Source organism: Paenibacillus sp. GP183, assembly GCF_900104695.1.
In the GTDB taxonomy this organism is placed as follows: Bacteria; Bacillota; Bacilli; order Paenibacillales; family NBRC-103111; genus Paenibacillus_AI.
The window spans coordinates 1,842,397-1,858,142 of sequence record NZ_FNSW01000001.1; the positions used below are offsets into that span (position 1 = coordinate 1,842,397).

Consider the following 15,746-nt stretch of genomic DNA (forward strand, 5'->3'; position numbering starts at 1 on the left):
GGAGGGAAGAAAGTGATTTCTTTTTACAGAAAATATTGGAGAACAGCTTTTGATATCGCGCTGATTATTCTGACTGTTTATCTTTTCATGCTTCTCTTCAGCTACCTGTACAGGATCGCGACACCGATCTTTCTAGCTGTCATTATTTTTTTCATGATTGAGCCGTTGGCCCGTTTTCTGAATCGCAGAGGGATGCGGAAATCGCTGGCCTCGGCCATTTCCACCTTCTTGTTCATCATCGTGATCTTGGGAGCACTGGTCGGTGCAGGTATTATATTTACCAACCAGATCTTGAATTTAGTCGATATAATTAGAAAATACAGTTCCCAGACATTGTTTCAGGAGCAATTGATGGAACGGTTTTCGGTTATTCAAGGACAACTGCAAAATTTGATACCCCCTGAACTGTTAAATAATGCAACTGGCTCTGCTGCCAATTTCGCCTCAAAAGCATCTGGTTTTATCACTGGATTTCTGTCCGGTTTGGTCGGCGGCTTAACTTCATTCTCCACATTTATCTTCAATTTTGCCGTCGGGATCATTCTTGCTTATTTTCTAAGCATCGAGATTGAAGCCTGGAAAAAGCTCGCCGCTGACAAAACGCCCCGTACCTTCAAGCATGTGTACTTTTTTCTCAAAGAGAATGTACTCAAAGGTATCGTTTCTTACATAAAAGCTCAGTTGAAGCTGATCTCACTTACCTTTATCGTCATTTTCATCGCACTGCTTATCCTCAATGTTAAGAACGCATTTTCGATCTCATTGCTGGCAGCATTCTTCGATATCTTGCCGCTTCTGGGTGTCGCAACATTATTCATTCCATGGATTGTCTATCTGTTCATTGTAGGTAATACCACTTTAGCTATTTGGCTTACTGCCGTCTTGCTTGTAGTTATTCTGGTCCGTCAAATCATGGAGCCAAAAATCACAGGTGATTCATTGGGTGTCTCTGCTTTTACAACACTATCCTTTATGATTATCTCCTTATCGCTCTTCGGGGTAGCAGGCGTGATTCTGTCCCCCATACTGATTATTTTGCTAAAAGCCCTGTATGACCAAGGATATCTGCAAAGATGGATTCGCGATCCTGAAGCGGAATGACCTTCGAAAAAAAAAGCGGCTGTCCCCGTTTGTCATTGTGAGATGATGGAGGGACAGCGTGAGACCAGATGTATTTCATACATCTTTTTTTAGTGAATAGCCCACTTCCGGCAGAACCAGATGTATAACCTACATATGGCTCAGCCAGTTTCGCCAGTTTCTATCTATTTGCTGGAAACAAGATGCAGGTTCTGCATCTGAGCATCTCACAAATCAGCAAAGTGCCGTTTTGGGATGTACTTTTTGCATCCGGATGGCTAATTGAAGCTGCGCGGGGGCTCACTCCACGGTTCCCTAATTAAACTGAGTCCTACCCGCCAATTCTAACAGATCCGCTTGATCAAATATGCTAAAAAACCTCGCAAAATTCTGGAATTTGCAATTGCATTACCTATTGTGCTGTCCCTTATCCCTTTCATGGTTTTTCCATATCCGGCACGGGTGTAAATACGGGAGATGGTGCGTTCGCCGGAGATACTGAAGGGATTGCAGCTCCAATGCTCGCTGTGCGTTTTGTAAGATTCTTGATGATGCCTTCCACATCGATGCCTGAGACACTCTTCAGCATTTCAGGTGCTGTTGCCATGAGGGATGTTACATAATTGCTGACTCGGGTAGCACCTTCACCGTGACCAGTGTCTACTACGGTAATCTTGTCAATCGCGCTGATCGGCCCGGCTATTTTACCAGCAAGCTCAGGCAGCATTTTCACAATTATATCGAGCACAGCCGCTTCTCCGAAGGCTTCAAAAGCTTCAGCCAGCTTCTGCTTGGCTTCCGCTTCGGCAAGACCGCGCAGCCTGATGACCTCAGCCTCTGCAGTACCTTTGGCTCTCTCGGCATCGGCAGCAGCCATACCGTCAAGCCGCTTCTGCTCGGCATTAGCCTTGGCTTCCGCCTCGATCCGGTATTGCAGGGCATCGGCTTCCAGAAACTTGCGAGCCTTCTCCGCTTCCGCAGCTTGCTCCACGGAATAGCGGTCGGCGTCAGCTTTTTTCTTCACCTCGGCGTCATACTGCTTCTCGCGGCGGAGGATTTCCTTCCCTTCGAGATCAATCTCGCGTTCTTTGCGCACAAGCTCGACCTTCATCTGCTCCTCCACCACGCTTTGCTTGGAGCGAGCCTCTTGAATGTGATACGCTTGATCGGCCTCCGCTTTGGCCGTATCCTGCTCCATTTTGAAGGAAGCCACCTTGAGCTCCTTTGACTTTTCCGCTTCGGCAATATTGGTATCTCGCAGCAGCTCCGCCTTTTGCCCTTCTTCTGCTGCTTTTGCCTTTTGCACTCTGGCATCACGCACGGCATCGGCTTCGGCGATTTCCGCATCTCTCTTGACGGCAGCGATCCGCGGCTTTCCTAAAGCGTCCAGATAGCCTTGCTTATCGCGCAAATCCTTGATCGTGAAGGATACAATCTGAAGCCCCATTTTTTTCAAATCCCGCGCGGCAACGCCCTGTACTTCCTGGGCAAACTTATCCCGGTTGCGGTAAACTTCTTCAACAGTCATCGAGCCTAAAATGGCTCGCAGGTGACCTTCCAGTACTTCCTGTGCTTCACTTTTGAGCATCTCGATAGGTTTCCCCATGTATTGTTCCGCAGCAGTTGCTACATCCTCGACCGATCCGCCAATTTTGATAATGGCTACACCATCCGCCATAACGGGCACACCTTGCTCCGTATACACTTCAGGGGTCGAAACATCAAGCTTGTGGGAAAGCAGCGATAGGAATTCGGCTTTTTGAAAAATCGGCAGGATGAAAGCTCCCCCGCCTCTTACGATTTTGATTTTACGGCCCATTTCGTCATCGGCTACATATTTGCTTCCCAGAAATGATCCTGTCACGATCATCGCCTCATCGGGTCCGACCGTTTTATAACGAGCCCAAAACGCAATCCCCAGCAGTAAAATAACCCCTACAATACTTCCCGGTATCAACAATGCATCCAAATTCGTCAAATTACTAATCCCCTTTCTGTCCATCATCATTGATCTTTTCATCGAATAACGAAACAAATAGCACGTCGTCTTTGACTTCAACCACAACTACTCTCGATCCTGCATCAATGGCGGCTCCCTGAAATCCGGCAGCTACTTGATTAGTAAAGCCCGGTCCAGCTTTGATTATCACTTCACCATAACCAATTCGAGGAATCGCCACGGTCACTTCGCCAATATGGCCTGCAAGCTCTCTCATCGAAAAACCGCTGGAGATTTCACTCCGACTCATCGGTTTGACATAAAAAAGCCAAATCAGCATGGAAAGCAGGATGGCTGCAAATGCCGCCAACAGCAAATCAATCGCTGCACTTAGCGGTGAATAATGCAGAAGCAAGATTCCCAATCCGCCAAAGGTGGTCAATCCTCCTACCCAGACGACAGGCTGCAAAAAGGCAATCGGATGTCCCGCTAGCGAATCTGCCCATCCACTGAGCACTTCTCCAAATAAAAGGGAAGCAAGCGTAAAAATGATGCCAGTCAGGAAACAACCCCAAAAGAGAGTCTCCATCTCATTCCTCCCATGTAAAAATTTTGCTGTTCGTTTCTGTATGTTCTATACGTCATGATGCTGAAATTAGTTTCAGGCGAAGATGAAAGGAGTATATTACAAAACAATCACGGCAAAAATGGTGAAGTTATTTCTCAAAAAAATAAGCCCGAATTCTGAAATTACCTCTTGTAAAACCTTACATAATGTGTTATATTAAAAGTGCATAAAATCAACATTTCTCCTTTATTTGCACCCTAATTAATGGATAGGTTCGATGTTTGTAAGCGGTACAAATCGATTTAAGAGGAGTGATCGAACATGAATTCATCTTTGCACTTTCCGCAAGGTGAAGAACTCATTCGTGTAGAAATGACGGTTAAAGAAGCCCTCGCCTTATCCGGTGCGAAATTTCCACTTAACCACAAGCTGGAAACCGAAGCGATCCGGAAATTGAAGCAATCGATAGAAAACAAAATCTTATCGCCAAAGCATTAACTTAAAATGTTTTTCACCCTATGGACGATCCCAATCGCTCATGGGGTTTTATTTGTTTAGACGGATTGGAAATTACGATTAACTCCATAATATCTATGTACGCCTTATATCCCAGGTATCTCACCACTATCGCTAAGGAAGTGAAAAACAATTATGTCTGACAAACAGCAAGGACATGCAAACCAGAACACAACTACGCGAACCTCTGATAAAAACAGCAAAAAGGGTAAAAAGTAATGCATTCGTGGAGGAATAAATATGTTGGAGCATCTAGAAAGTAATTATGACTGCGCCAATGCCGGCGCAGATCTTAACAGTCTGCTGGAAGAACTGAAAGCACTCAAAAGCGATGGAGAAGCTTCTAAAGAAACAGAAATGCAAATAAACCGTATTGAAAACCAGATCCGCTTTATCGAAAATAAATGCTCCATTCGTCCGCAGCATGAATTGCAAGGATAACGGCTAAGCCGTCCTAAATGATGCGAAGCAAGTATAAGTTTAGAAAAACTTATACTTTCATATCAACTGAAAAAAGCTCTACCTGCCGGGGGAAACCCGTCAGGTAGAGCTTTTAATTTGCGGATGCGGTTATTCGATGATAACCGCATATACCTTGCCGGGACCATGGATCCCGATGGTCAAGTCGTTTTCGATATCGGCACTGCGGCTCGGGCCGGTGATCATGTTGAGCGACGACGGCAAGGTCACCGGGTCGGGGTGGTCTTCTCTCACCCGCTGGAACATCTCCCCCATGCGGGTGACCAGCTGGTTCGCGCGGAATACAGCGAACAGGATATCGGGCAGGAGGCTCACCGACCTGCCCTTTCCGCCTTGCGCCAGCAGCGTCAGCGTACTGGTATTCGCGATGGCGTAGTCCGGCCAGACGATGCCGATTTGGCATCGCTCGGCCGCCCGCAGAAGGGCGCTGCGCTGCGCCCACTTCGCGGTTTGCGCCGCTTGCGGCTGCTCCGCAGCTGCGCCTGGCGCGTCCGTGCCAAGCTTGCCGCCGTCTGCGGCAAGCTCGCGCCACGGCACAAGGGCTACACCTGCTTGGGCCAAGCCCGGTTCGAGCCCGAGCGCCGCCAGCGGCTCGTGGTCCCACATCGTGGCGCGGCTCACGCCGAGCTCGCGGCACACCTCTTGCAGGTAAGCCGATATGGCGGGGCCGGCTTCCTCTCCCTTCACCACCAGAACCTTGCCGCTTAATGCGGTCCAGTTCTGGATGAACAGATCCACCTTCTCCTCCTGCGTCAGGGAGATGGCTTTGTAGTGCTCCGGAACGCCGTGTTCGCGGCGTTCCGGAGCTGTGGCCAAGGGCTGCGGGCGGCCCAGGCGGCTCGCGATGTTTTGCATGAACGCCTCGCGGCCGTGCATGGTGCCCCGTTCTCCGCGTTGCCCGCTTCCTTGCAGTGGGCTGTTTCCGCTCCCTTCTTCTCCGCGTTGCTCGCTTCCCAGCAGTCCGCTGTGCACGCTTCCTGGCTTTTCGCCTGGGTTACTCATCCGCTCCACCCCGTTCTTCCGCTGCCTTTTTATAAGCGGAACGCTCCGCACTCAGCTCCTCCCCCGAAACAGCGCTCGATCGAGCAGGATGGCTGTTCGCATTTGTTTCCATCTTGTTGTCCTGTTTAATGGTCTGCCCCACATCGATTTTCGCCTTCTGCTTCATTTCCAATTGCAAGGCCTCCCACTTGTCTCGGAAAGACTGCTTCGGCTTCATCGGCAGGAAGCGTGACTGTGTCCAGCCGGCTAACGGTCCGAAGCCCTTTTTAATTTTGCCTTCCTGAAGCAGTGGCTTTTGCATATAATAGGCCGATTTGATCGCCATTTTATACAGCGTCACATGACCGAATGCGGTCTGGAAGGTGCGGAAAGCGATTCTTTCCGCCATTGGCGTCAGCTTCATTTTCACCTTGCGGTGACGAAGCTGGACGAGCATGTCATGCAGCGGGATTTTAACCGGACATGCTTCATAGCAAGCCCCGCAAAGGCTGGAGGCATAGGAAAGCTGTCCAGCCTCCTTCATATCCTGCTGAATTAACGGCGTGAGCACTGCTCCGATCGGTCCGCTGTATACACTGCCATAAGCGTGCCCGCCAATGTGCCGGTACACTGGGCAAACATTGAGACAAGCCGCGCAGCGAATACAATTAAGAACTTCCTGAAACACGGGATCACCCAGCTGGGAAGATCGTCCGTTATCGAGGATAATGACATGGAGCTCTTCGGGTCCATCCAGATCTTCCGGTCTGCGAGGTCCCGTAATTAAAGAGGTATACGTAGTAAGCTTTTGTCCAGTTGCACTGCGTGCAAGCATGTTGAGCATGACTTCCAGATCTTCAAAGGTTGGGATCAGACGCTCCATGCCCATCACAACAACGTGGGTTTTAGGTAAGGTGGAAACCATGCGGCCATTGCCTTCGTTGGATACAAGCGTAATCGATCCCGATTCGGCTACGCCAAAATTGCAGCCTGTGAGGCCAATATCCGCCTCCAAAAAGTAATTGCGCAGCTTTTGCTTGGCATAATCGGCCAATACCTTCGTCTCCGGCATTAATTCCTTTCCGGAAGCTTCGGTAAATAAATCAGCAATTTGCTGTTTATTTTTATGAATAGCCGGGATGATCAGATGGGAAGGCGTCTCCTTGGCCAGCTGCAGAATGTACTCGCCCAGGTCAGTCTCAATAGCTTCAATACCGATTTCCTCGAGATGATGGTTGAGGTGTATTTCTTCGGACACCATCGATTTACCCTTCGCAACAAGCCTCGCTTTCTTCATTTCGGCAATTTCTATGAACTGCTTGACTGCATCATCAGCCGTTTTGCAAAAATAAACATGACCGCCGCTGTTCACCACATTATCGGAAAATTGAGTCAAATAATAATCCAGATGGCAGATGGTATGCGTGCGGATGTTGCTGGCACGATCACGCCATAATTCCCAATTTCCGATATCGGCCATCGCGTTGAGTCTTCCGTTTTTTAGCTTATCTGTTGTAAAGGCAACCGCTTTGCGTAGAAATTCATCTCCGAGCGCAAGCTCTGTACGCTTCTTCAAGCCGCTGCCAATAAGCTCCAGCTCCGGATCATGGGAACTGCTTGTTTGTACGCTGCTCACTTTCCATTACCCCTTTCTCCAAAAGCTCTGCCAAATGCATCACACGAATCGGCTTGCCTTCTTTATTCAACCGGCCGTCGATATTCATCAGGCAGCCCATATCCGTTCCAACCAAAACCGTTGCTCCGGTTTCCACAACATGCTTCGTTTTCTCGCAAACCATTGCTTCCGACATATCGGCCATTTTCACGGCAAATGTACCCCCGAATCCGCAGCAATCCTCTTTATGGGAAAGCTCAATAAATTCTGCGCCTTTTACGTTCTCAAGCAGTTGCATTGGCTCTTCTTTGACACCAAGCAGCCGCATGGCATGGCAAGATGGGTGATACGTAACTTTTTCCTCGAAAATGGCACCCATATCCGATACACCTAGAACCTTTACCAAAAACCGCGAGAACTCATACGTTTTCTCCACCAACGCTTCTGCTTTAGCTTTCCATTCCGGTTCATTTTCGAATAAATAGGGATAATAATGATGAATCATCCCGGAACATGATCCGGAAGGAGAAACCACATAGTCACTTTGCTCAAAAGCACGAATCATGCCTCTGGCTACCTCTCTGGCTTCATCCTGATAGCCGCTGTTAAAAGCAGGCTGACCGCAGCAGGTCTGCATTTGGGGGAAATCGACCTCACATCCAAAACGGCTCAAAAGCCGCACTACGCTTTCTCCAACCTGGGGATACATCACATCCGCCAAGCAAGTAACAAACAAAGATACCCGCATGAATACACCTCTTATTCCATGATCACTTCATACTTATCAGGTTATCAGATAAGTTGGATTTTGAAAAGCAGTTTTGGGAGTAATTCCCCTCAAATCCGCTGACTGCTTCCTTTTTCCGTTGCAAGGTTACTTCAAAAAAGGCATCAGCATTCGCTCTACATGGAAAAGGTGCTGCCGCATTTTATTTTGCGCTTCTTCCGGATTGCTTGTATGAATGGCCTCATATATTTCTTGATGTTCTTTATACAGCTGGATCAGCACCGATTTATTGGAATACACCTGCAGTCTGCGGGTTTCACGAATTGCCAGCTCCATCTGGCCGGATATGGTTTCAAGGAGTCTCATCATGATCGAATTATGCGTCGCTCCGGCTAAAGTAAGGTGAAAGAGGATATCTTCCTTTTCCCCCTCTGCCTCATTATCCAAACTGTTCTGCATCCGCTCCAAGATCTGCTTAAACGCTCGGAGATCCTCTTCCGTACGCTTTTCAGCCGCTAACCCAGCATTGGAAACCTCAAGTGATTTACGTGCCTCCAGAAGCTCCAGGATCGTTGTCCTGCTCATAATCAGAGCGTCCAACTGCGGCATCTCGAGGTCAGACGGATCAATTTTTCGTACATAGCTGCCTTCACCTTGATGTATTTCCACGAGACCCATGGCCTTGAGCGCACTTAATGCCTCACGAACGGTTGATCGGCCTACTTGAAAAGACTCCGACAGCTCACGGGTTGAAGGAAGTTTGTCACCTGGGAGCAGCTTGCCATTCACAATTTGATCTTTGATTTGCGAAGCGATTTGCTCATAAATTTTCCTTGAAGCAATTTTCGTAATTTCCACGCTATCACTCTTTCTCATCGGTCTGTCTCTATTTTAACATAATAAATGGATTTGACATTCTTTTGATGATGTCGTATATTATACCTTGTAATTAACTTAGTAGATAAGATATTTACTTATTAAGAAGTTTACTAATTAAGGAAGGAGGAGAATCAAGTGTCTTCCGACAACAGCAGCAATGAACCAAGAAAACAAGAAATCATTCAGGAAATACAGGGATTAATTGAGCGTATCGCTTTTAAATTCAAGCAAAGAATGAATCATCCTCAATCGGATTATCAGTTGGCGGGCGGTCAGATCTTTGTCATTATGATGCTGAACAAGATGGGAAGTTGTAATGCTTCCGATATCGCAAATAAACTCGGAGTTACGTCGGGAGCTGTAACAGGACTTACCGACAAGCTGGTAAATTTGGGACTGATGAACCGCATTCGTTCGGAAGAGGATCGCAGAGTGGTTCATTTTTCGCTTACGGAAAAAGGTATGGAGCTGTCCAAACAAATTTTTCAGGAGCGCATGAATAAAATGATGAACGTATTCTCCGAGCTTAAAGAAGAAGATTTAGAGAAGATGATGGACGTATTCACCAAATTGGATGCAGTCCTCAATTAACCCAAACAAGGAGTGGAATGAATGTCTACCATATCACAAACTGCAACAGAAACAGCTCCAACACCCAAACAAATAAAATGGATTGTCACCGGGCTTATGCTGGGACTTCTGCTTTCATCCCTGGATCAAACGATCGTATCCACAGCGATGCCAACCGTAATCTCCGACCTGCATGGATTGGCGCTTTACAGTTGGGTATTCTCCATCTACATGCTGACTTCAACCGCAGCTGTTCCGATTTTCGGAAAACTGGCTGACTTGTATGGCCGAAGATTGATTTACTTAATCGGCATGGGCTTTTTCCTGGCTGGTTCTGCGCTGTGCGGCCTCTCGCATAACATGACGGAATTGATTATTTTTCGTGCTATTCAAGGAATTGGCGCCGGCGCATTAATGCCAATTGCGATGACGATCATCGGCGATATCTTTCCTCCGGATCGACGCGGTAAAATGCAAGGCATATTCGGCGCAGTATTCGGCTTATCCAGTGTGCTCGGGCCTGCTGTCGGCGGATTTTTGGTTGATAACGTGAACTGGCAGTGGATATTTTATGTGAATCTGCCATTCGGTATTCTGGGTGCCATCGTTCTTGGAACAGTTCTCAAGGAATCCAAAGGGACTGAGAAGAAATCCATTGACTGGGGCGGTGCCATTGTCTTGACAGGCGCAGTCGTCACCCTCCTGTTGGCGCTTGTACTTGGCGGAGGCGGTGCGAACGATCCGGGTACGCATTTTCCATGGGGTTCGTTCCAGATTATTGGTTTATTTGCTGCAAGTGTTGTTTTAATCGTGCTGTTCATTTTCATTGAATCGCGCGCCAAAGAGCCAATTATTCCACTTTACCTGTTCAAAAACCGTGCCATTACCGTATCCAGCATCGTTGGATTTTTTATGGGAATCGGGATGTTCGGCGCCATCACATACATTCCATTGTTTGTGCAAGGTGTCATCGGATCATCAGCCACACAAGCCGGCTATATCTTGACTCCCTTGATGCTGTCGCTGATCGCATCGAGCATTATCGGGGGACGAATTATCAGCAAGGTCTCCTATCGGGTGATAATCGTCGTTTCCATGCTGATCATGACAATAGGCTTTCTCCTGATGTCGCAGATGACGCTAAATACTCCAAATTCAACGGTTGTAATCTATATGATCATAACCGGCCTAGGTATGGGTGCTTTGATGCCAGTATTGACCATTGCCGTTCAAAGCGCAGTGTCCCGGGAACAGCGCGGTGTCGCAACGTCTTCTTCCCAGTTTTTCCGCTCCATCGGTGCTACTTTGGGAGTAAGCGTAATGGGAGCCTTAATGACTAACAAAATGAATGCAGGCCTAAGTGATCTCGGGAAATCTTTACCCAATATTCCCGCGGAAACCCTCAGCAAGTTTGCGAATCCGCAGATGCTGTTGAATCCTCAGGCAAGAGCTTCAATGCCGCCTGCTCTTCTTGAAGGCGTGCGAGGAGTTCTAGCTCACTCCATAACTCTTGTATTCGCCAGCGGTGTTATTTTCGTCCTTATCGGGCTTCTCGCCGGTTTCTTCATGGGCAAAGAAAGACTTAAGAAATCCGAAGAAGGAACAGCCTCTAAAGCGGAAGTGCTGGAAGCTTTGTAAGCAGCGGCTAAATAGAATCGCCCAGATCACGGTTTCATCAAGACCGGGTCTGGGCGATTTTGTTTATTCATTTATCATGAGTCAAGCGACCGTGAGCTTATACGATCCGCTTTCTGGTTAAAATGCAAGGCACGCCATTGCCCACAGCACCCGGCTCTGACATTTTGGCCAAATATCTGAGGCCCCTTGCGCATTGCTGTTTGCATACTGCACATGTGTTTGACTCCACTAATTTCATCGTATATTGAGCTCTGTTTGAGGCAAATTCAGTTTTCTTTTTGATTTTTTTCGCTTTTGCATTAGCTGCCATGGCTGCTGATCCTCCTGCCGGCTTTCCACTGGGAAAGCGTGTTTTTCGCGCAAGAGTGCTTTTTACAGCGTCCATTATGAAAGACTCTTACGCTTAATCAGTATATGTGGGCGGCCCAAATCTGTTCATACACACGGTCAAGCCTTCAAGCAAAATATCGGCCACCTCTTCATAAAGCTGAGGCAGCAGATCAGGCGGCAATGGATTCGTTCCCCATCCGACCTCAACCGTAAATCCTGGCCTGCCAAATTCTTGGATGAACCAGTCCTTATAGCCGGCATCACTATCGGTGAGTTTTACAGCTTTATAACCACTGACTTGCGCGAATCTATAAGCAATGGCTTCTGAACCAGGCGGCTCCAAATCACGGTAATTCCAGTAAATTTCTCTCCCTTGCGTATGCAGAGCCATAACAAGCTGAAAATCATGCAAAGAGGTAAAGCGGGCTAATGCGACAGCTTCAGGCTCCGTCAATGGAGCTTCACCTCCATAATCTCTTTCCCCGGGCAGCTGCACAGTTCTGCGAGCACGTTCTTCTTCCCAGTGCGCCGGAAATTGATCATTGAGGTCGACTCCTCGCAGGTTCGCCTTCCAATTCTCAAAATGGCAAGGAGCTGTGTGTACCAAATCTACCCCATCCGGGTTAACCATGGGTACGGCCCAGAGGCTCGTTTCTGAAAAAATCTGCCGCATATCCTTCCCTCGATAACAGCTTCCCTGCATAAAAGCGCACGCAGCCTCCTCCAGGAAACGCATCAACAAGGGTGCAGTGATCCACTCATTCGCATGCATGGCCGCATTGTAATGAATCTCATTGGGTCCAGTACCTAAGCGTACAACAGGAATTCCCCTTCCCGCGACACTATGTCCAATTGTTTCAACATACAAGAAAGGAAATTGCTCGCATAGCCTCGCAAGATCCTCTTTCATCCTCTGATAGCTGTATCCTTCTTCCATGACCAACCCTCCCGCAGCCCATAAAATGCTAATATACATCCAGATTTATACTTCCAAATAGGCCAAAAAAGACCTCCAAGGTTAGAGGTCTTTGCCATTAGTGCCTTATCTGATAGTAGGCACCTGCCAAACGACAGGAGTGATGGAGATTTCTTCCTTCAGCCAGTTTTGGGCGATTTGTTTAAACAGCCCCGGCTCTCCGCTGCAATAAAATTGATGAAAAGGAACCATTCCCGTTGGGGACAGCATTTCATGATGGTGAAGGATCGCACTGATCTCGCGGGCTGTTTCATCCGCTGAAGAAATAAGCTTGACCTCGGAGCCCATGACTTCAGAAATCGCACGGGTTAGAAACGGATAATGGGTGCACCCCAGAATCAGGCAATCCATTGGGCTTGAACGAAGCACCGACAGAGATGCTTCCACCGCTTGAATGGTTTCATCGGAGTCAAAAAGACCTTTTTCAACCAATGGAGCGAGGTCTGGGCATGCTTGGCTGAAAACTTGTATATTCGGCGAGATGGATGTTAATGCCTGCTCGTAGGCTTTGCTGCGGATTGTTCCTTCTGTTCCGATGACGCCAACCCTTGCGTTAAACGATGACTTGATCGCGGCGCGAACGCCAGGTGAAATGACACCCAGGACTGGAATAGATACTTTGGACCGGATAAGATCCATGGCTGCTGCTGTTGCCGTATTGCAAGCGATGACAATCATTTTTGGGTTGAATTGAATTAAATAATCCACAATTTGAGCCGTGAACGCCTGAACCTCTTCAGCGGGTCTCGGACCATAGGGACTGCGGGCTGTATCCCCGAAATAAATAATCTTTTCGAGTGGAAGCTGCCGCATGACTTCCTTGACAACGGTTAATCCTCCGACTCCGGAGTCTAGTATGGCAATAGCCTGCTGCACGAATATACGCTTCCTTTGTCGCTTGATGGATGATTGCAACTCATGCATAGGATATGAATGTACAAGTCAGAAAGTACCTGGATAAATGTCCTAGTTTGGCGATAATTCGTTCACGGTCCCAAACTCGTAACCAGCTTTTTTGACGGCTTTGATGATGCGGTCGAGAGCCTGCATATTCTCTTTGGAGCCTTGGTGCATCAAAATGATATTCCCGTCATGCAGATTATTCATGATATCATTATACGGATCGTCGGCCCCATTTTTGCGTGGCTCCCAATCTTTCATCGCAGTTGACCAGAAAACTGACGTATAACCCATGCTGGAAATCAAGCTTAGATCATGCATCGAATATTTGCCATAAGGAAAGCGGAAATATTTCTCCACCTCTTTGCCTGTAATTTCTTTATACATTTTTTCGAAATCCGTTATTTCGCTCTTCACTTGGTCATCTGTCAGCAGCGTCAAATCCTTGTGTGTCATCGTGTGATTCGCGATAAAATGACCGTCATTGACCAATCGCTTCAAATAATCCGGATTCTGCTTGATGTTATAGCCCGCAATAAAAAAGTTGGCTTTCACATCGTTGTCCTTCAATGCTTTCAGCATCATATCGACTTCAATAAGCGGTCCGCCTGCATCGATGGTGAGATATACCTTCTTGCCTTTACCTATCCAAACTGCTTTTTGGCCGCTGGTGAAGCTCTTGGTCTCTTTCGGGAAATCGGGGACTTGTCCCGTTTTCTTCTTCAAGTAGTACCATGATAAAGCTGCTTTCTCGCTTGTTCCAGATTTAGCTGCAGCCACGGGTTTGACAGCGGTTGACTGAACCGGAGCCGCTGAGGGAGAAGCCGATGGGATATCATTTGGAGTTTGTGTTGGAGTGATTGATTGTGATGGTGTAACAACCGGTTTTATCGTGCTTGTTGGTGATGGAGCGGCGGTTTCCTTCACATTAACTGAGACTTTTTGAGTAGAAGCAGATGCAGTATCCTGTGTGGAATTGGAGCATCCTGCCAAGGCAGTGCTCAGTAAAGTGACTAGCAGCAGATTCCAAGTTGACTTTTTCAATCGTGCACCTCTTTATTAGTATCGATCTGGATTCCAACATTATATTTCGACATCTCGTGCCAAATGTATTCATTTAATTAGACTCATGATGCTGCATAAAAGTTGCAAAAAAAAGCATCCGGATCGTGATCCGAATGCTTCATTTTTTATCTAGTATAGGAAGGCAGCCAATCTCCGTGCGCTTCAATTAAATCATCGCAAAGCGATACGATATCATCCAGCGAAAGTTCAGCCGCTGTATGCGGATCCAACATCGCCGCGTGATATATATGTTCTCTTTTGCGTGTGATGGCCGCTTCTATAGTCAGCAGCTGGGTATTGATGTTGGTTCGGTTTAAAGCAGCCAATTGCGGGGGCAGATCTCCAACATAAGTCGGTGTAACGCCGCTGGCATCCACGAGGCAGGGGACCTCCACGCAGGCTTCCTTCGGAAGATTCGTGATGAGACCTGTATTCATGACATTTCCGCCAATTTTATATGGAATGTTAGTCTCCATTGCTTCAAAGATGTAGGATGCATACTCATGCGACCGATGATGCTCAAGATTCTGGTTGTTTACCAGCTCCTCCCGCATCTTCTTCCAACGCTCGATTTGATTTACACACCGGCGCGGGTATTCATCCAGCGGGATATTGAAGCGTTCGATCAGCTCCGGGTAATTTTGTTTGATAAAATATGGATGATACTCGGCTGTATGCTCGGAGGACTCTGTATTATAATACCCAAACCGGAACATCATCTCATAACGCACCATGTCACCATGCTTTTCCTTCTGCTTTTCAGCGGCCCTGCGCTTAATTTCCGGATATATATCAACACCGTCTTTCGTAACCTCAAGCAGCCAGGCCATATGGTTGATACCGGCAATTTTAGTTTGAACCCCTGCGCTGTCAAGTCCCAAGCTTTTAAACAATTCAGGCATGCAGGCCTGCACGCTATGGCAAAGTCCGACAGTTTGCACTCCACCGTAAGTATTCATTACATTCGTCAAAACAGCCATTGGATTTGAATAGTTCAGGAACAAGGCCTCAGGACACATCTCTTGAATATCTGATGCAAAGTCAAGCATCACCGGAATCGTTCTCAGGTTACGGAAAATGCCGCCTATCCCAATCGTATCGGCAATCGTTTGACGGAGGCCGTATTTCTTGGGTACCTCAAAATCCGTGATCGTACAAGGATCATATCCGCCTACCTGAATCGCATTAACGATAAATTTTGCACCGCTCAGCGCTTCTTTCCTATTGGTATATGCCTTTACTACACAGCTGCTTTTCGCTGCCCTTTTGAGATTGTTCAGCATATTTTCCGAATCTTTCAACCGCTGATGATCAATATCAAATAAAGCCAATTCAAAACCTTGAAGTGCAGGCGTTAACATGCAATCTCCGAGTACGTTCTTGGCAAAAACCGTACTGCCCGCTCCTAAAAAAGTGATCTTGGACATGGATGATTTCCTCCTGTATGATAAAAAGTGAGATGCTCTTATATCGAATATACGC

Annotated in this window: 16 protein-coding genes; 5 read left to right on the plus strand and 11 right to left on the minus strand. The window is 47.4% G+C overall.

The genetic code is table 11. From position 1 onward, the window contains the following. The first annotated feature begins 12 nt into the window (after window positions 1-12). Complete coding sequence (locus tag BLV33_RS09185) at window positions 13-1,101, plus strand: AI-2E family transporter (RefSeq protein ID WP_090790326.1); 1,089 nt, start codon at window positions 13-15, stop codon at window positions 1,099-1,101. 415 nt (window positions 1,102-1,516) lie between these two features. On the opposite strand, the gene BLV33_RS09190 is transcribed toward BLV33_RS09185, so the two are convergent. Together BLV33_RS09190 and BLV33_RS09195 are read right to left on the minus strand one after the other, a co-directional pair. Continuing rightward, window positions 1,517-3,082, minus strand: a complete 1,566-nt coding sequence (locus tag BLV33_RS09190; RefSeq protein ID WP_090798797.1) for a flotillin family protein — start codon at window positions 3,080-3,082, stop codon at window positions 1,517-1,519. Next, the gene (locus BLV33_RS09195) at window positions 3,063-3,608 is read right to left on the minus strand and encodes an NfeD family membrane protein (RefSeq protein ID WP_090790327.1); all 546 of its coding nucleotides are present in this window, start codon (window positions 3,606-3,608) and stop codon (window positions 3,063-3,065) included. Before BLV33_RS09195 ends, BLV33_RS09190 begins: the two co-directional genes overlap by 20 nt. A 300-nt stretch (window positions 3,609-3,908) precedes the next feature. Here BLV33_RS09195 and BLV33_RS29265 point away from each other — a divergent pair, with 300 nt between their 5' ends. Then, the gene (locus BLV33_RS29265; RefSeq protein ID WP_171909075.1) at window positions 3,909-4,085 is read left to right on the plus strand and encodes a hypothetical protein; all 177 of its coding nucleotides are present in this window, start codon (window positions 3,909-3,911) and stop codon (window positions 4,083-4,085) included. A 258-nt stretch (window positions 4,086-4,343) separates the two neighbouring features. After that, window positions 4,344-4,544 (plus strand): DUF2524 domain-containing protein, encoded by a 201-nt coding sequence (locus BLV33_RS09200; RefSeq protein ID WP_090790329.1) that lies wholly within the window; start codon window positions 4,344-4,346, stop codon window positions 4,542-4,544. Window positions 4,545-4,673: 129 nt separating this feature from the next. Here BLV33_RS09200 and BLV33_RS09205 read toward each other — a convergent pair whose 3' ends face one another. From BLV33_RS09205 to BLV33_RS09220, 4 genes are all read right to left on the minus strand, one after another. Continuing rightward, complete coding sequence (locus BLV33_RS09205) at window positions 4,674-5,459, minus strand: LutC/YkgG family protein (RefSeq protein ID WP_090798799.1); 786 nt, start codon at window positions 5,457-5,459, stop codon at window positions 4,674-4,676. Window positions 5,460-5,577: 118 nt separating this feature from the next. Beyond that, window positions 5,578-7,200 carry a LutB/LldF family L-lactate oxidation iron-sulfur protein gene (locus tag BLV33_RS09210; protein WP_171909076.1) on the minus strand — a complete coding sequence of 541 codons (1,623 nt, stop codon included), beginning with the start codon at window positions 7,198-7,200 and terminating at the stop codon, window positions 5,578-5,580. After that, the gene (locus tag BLV33_RS09215; RefSeq protein ID WP_090790331.1) at window positions 7,169-7,927 is read right to left on the minus strand and encodes a (Fe-S)-binding protein; all 759 of its coding nucleotides are present in this window, start codon (window positions 7,925-7,927) and stop codon (window positions 7,169-7,171) included. The genes BLV33_RS09210 and BLV33_RS09215 overlap by 32 nt, the downstream gene beginning before the upstream one ends. A gap of 126 nt (window positions 7,928-8,053) precedes the next feature. Then, window positions 8,054-8,782: a FadR/GntR family transcriptional regulator gene (locus tag BLV33_RS09220; RefSeq protein WP_253187014.1), complete on the minus strand. Its 729-nt coding sequence runs from the start codon at window positions 8,780-8,782 to the stop codon at window positions 8,054-8,056. 138 nt (window positions 8,783-8,920) lie between these two features. Here BLV33_RS09220 and BLV33_RS09225 point away from each other — a divergent pair, with 138 nt between their 5' ends. Both BLV33_RS09225 and BLV33_RS09230 read left to right on the plus strand, forming a co-directional pair. Next, on the plus strand, window positions 8,921-9,376 hold the full coding sequence (locus BLV33_RS09225; protein ID WP_216234733.1) for a MarR family winged helix-turn-helix transcriptional regulator: 456 nt from the start codon (window positions 8,921-8,923) through the stop codon (window positions 9,374-9,376). 21 nt (window positions 9,377-9,397) lie between these two features. Further along, window positions 9,398-10,993 carry an MDR family MFS transporter gene (locus tag BLV33_RS09230; protein ID WP_090790333.1) on the plus strand — a complete coding sequence of 532 codons (1,596 nt, stop codon included), beginning with the start codon at window positions 9,398-9,400 and terminating at the stop codon, window positions 10,991-10,993. Window positions 10,994-11,090: 97 nt separating this feature from the next. On the opposite strand, the gene BLV33_RS09235 is transcribed toward BLV33_RS09230, so the two are convergent. The 5 genes from BLV33_RS09235 to BLV33_RS09255 all read right to left on the minus strand — a co-directional run bounded on the left by BLV33_RS09235 (window position 11,091) and on the right by BLV33_RS09255 (window position 15,691). Then, complete coding sequence (locus BLV33_RS09235; protein WP_090798808.1) at window positions 11,091-11,303, minus strand: hypothetical protein; 213 nt, start codon at window positions 11,301-11,303, stop codon at window positions 11,091-11,093. 93 nt (window positions 11,304-11,396) lie between these two features. Further along, window positions 11,397-12,260, minus strand: a complete 864-nt coding sequence (locus BLV33_RS09240) for a M14 family metallopeptidase (protein ID WP_253187015.1) — start codon at window positions 12,258-12,260, stop codon at window positions 11,397-11,399. Window positions 12,261-12,365: 105 nt separating this feature from the next. Continuing rightward, entirely contained in the window at window positions 12,366-13,175 is an 810-nt protein-coding gene (gene racE / locus BLV33_RS09245; RefSeq protein ID WP_090790337.1) for a glutamate racemase, read from the minus strand. 90 nt (window positions 13,176-13,265) lie between these two features. Beyond that, complete coding sequence (locus tag BLV33_RS09250; RefSeq protein ID WP_090790339.1) at window positions 13,266-14,243, minus strand: polysaccharide deacetylase family protein; 978 nt, start codon at window positions 14,241-14,243, stop codon at window positions 13,266-13,268. Between the two features lie 146 nt (window positions 14,244-14,389). Next, window positions 14,390-15,691, minus strand: a complete 1,302-nt coding sequence (locus tag BLV33_RS09255) for an alpha-glucosidase/alpha-galactosidase (protein WP_090790340.1) — start codon at window positions 15,689-15,691, stop codon at window positions 14,390-14,392. Between the last annotated feature and the right edge of the window lie 55 nt (window positions 15,692-15,746).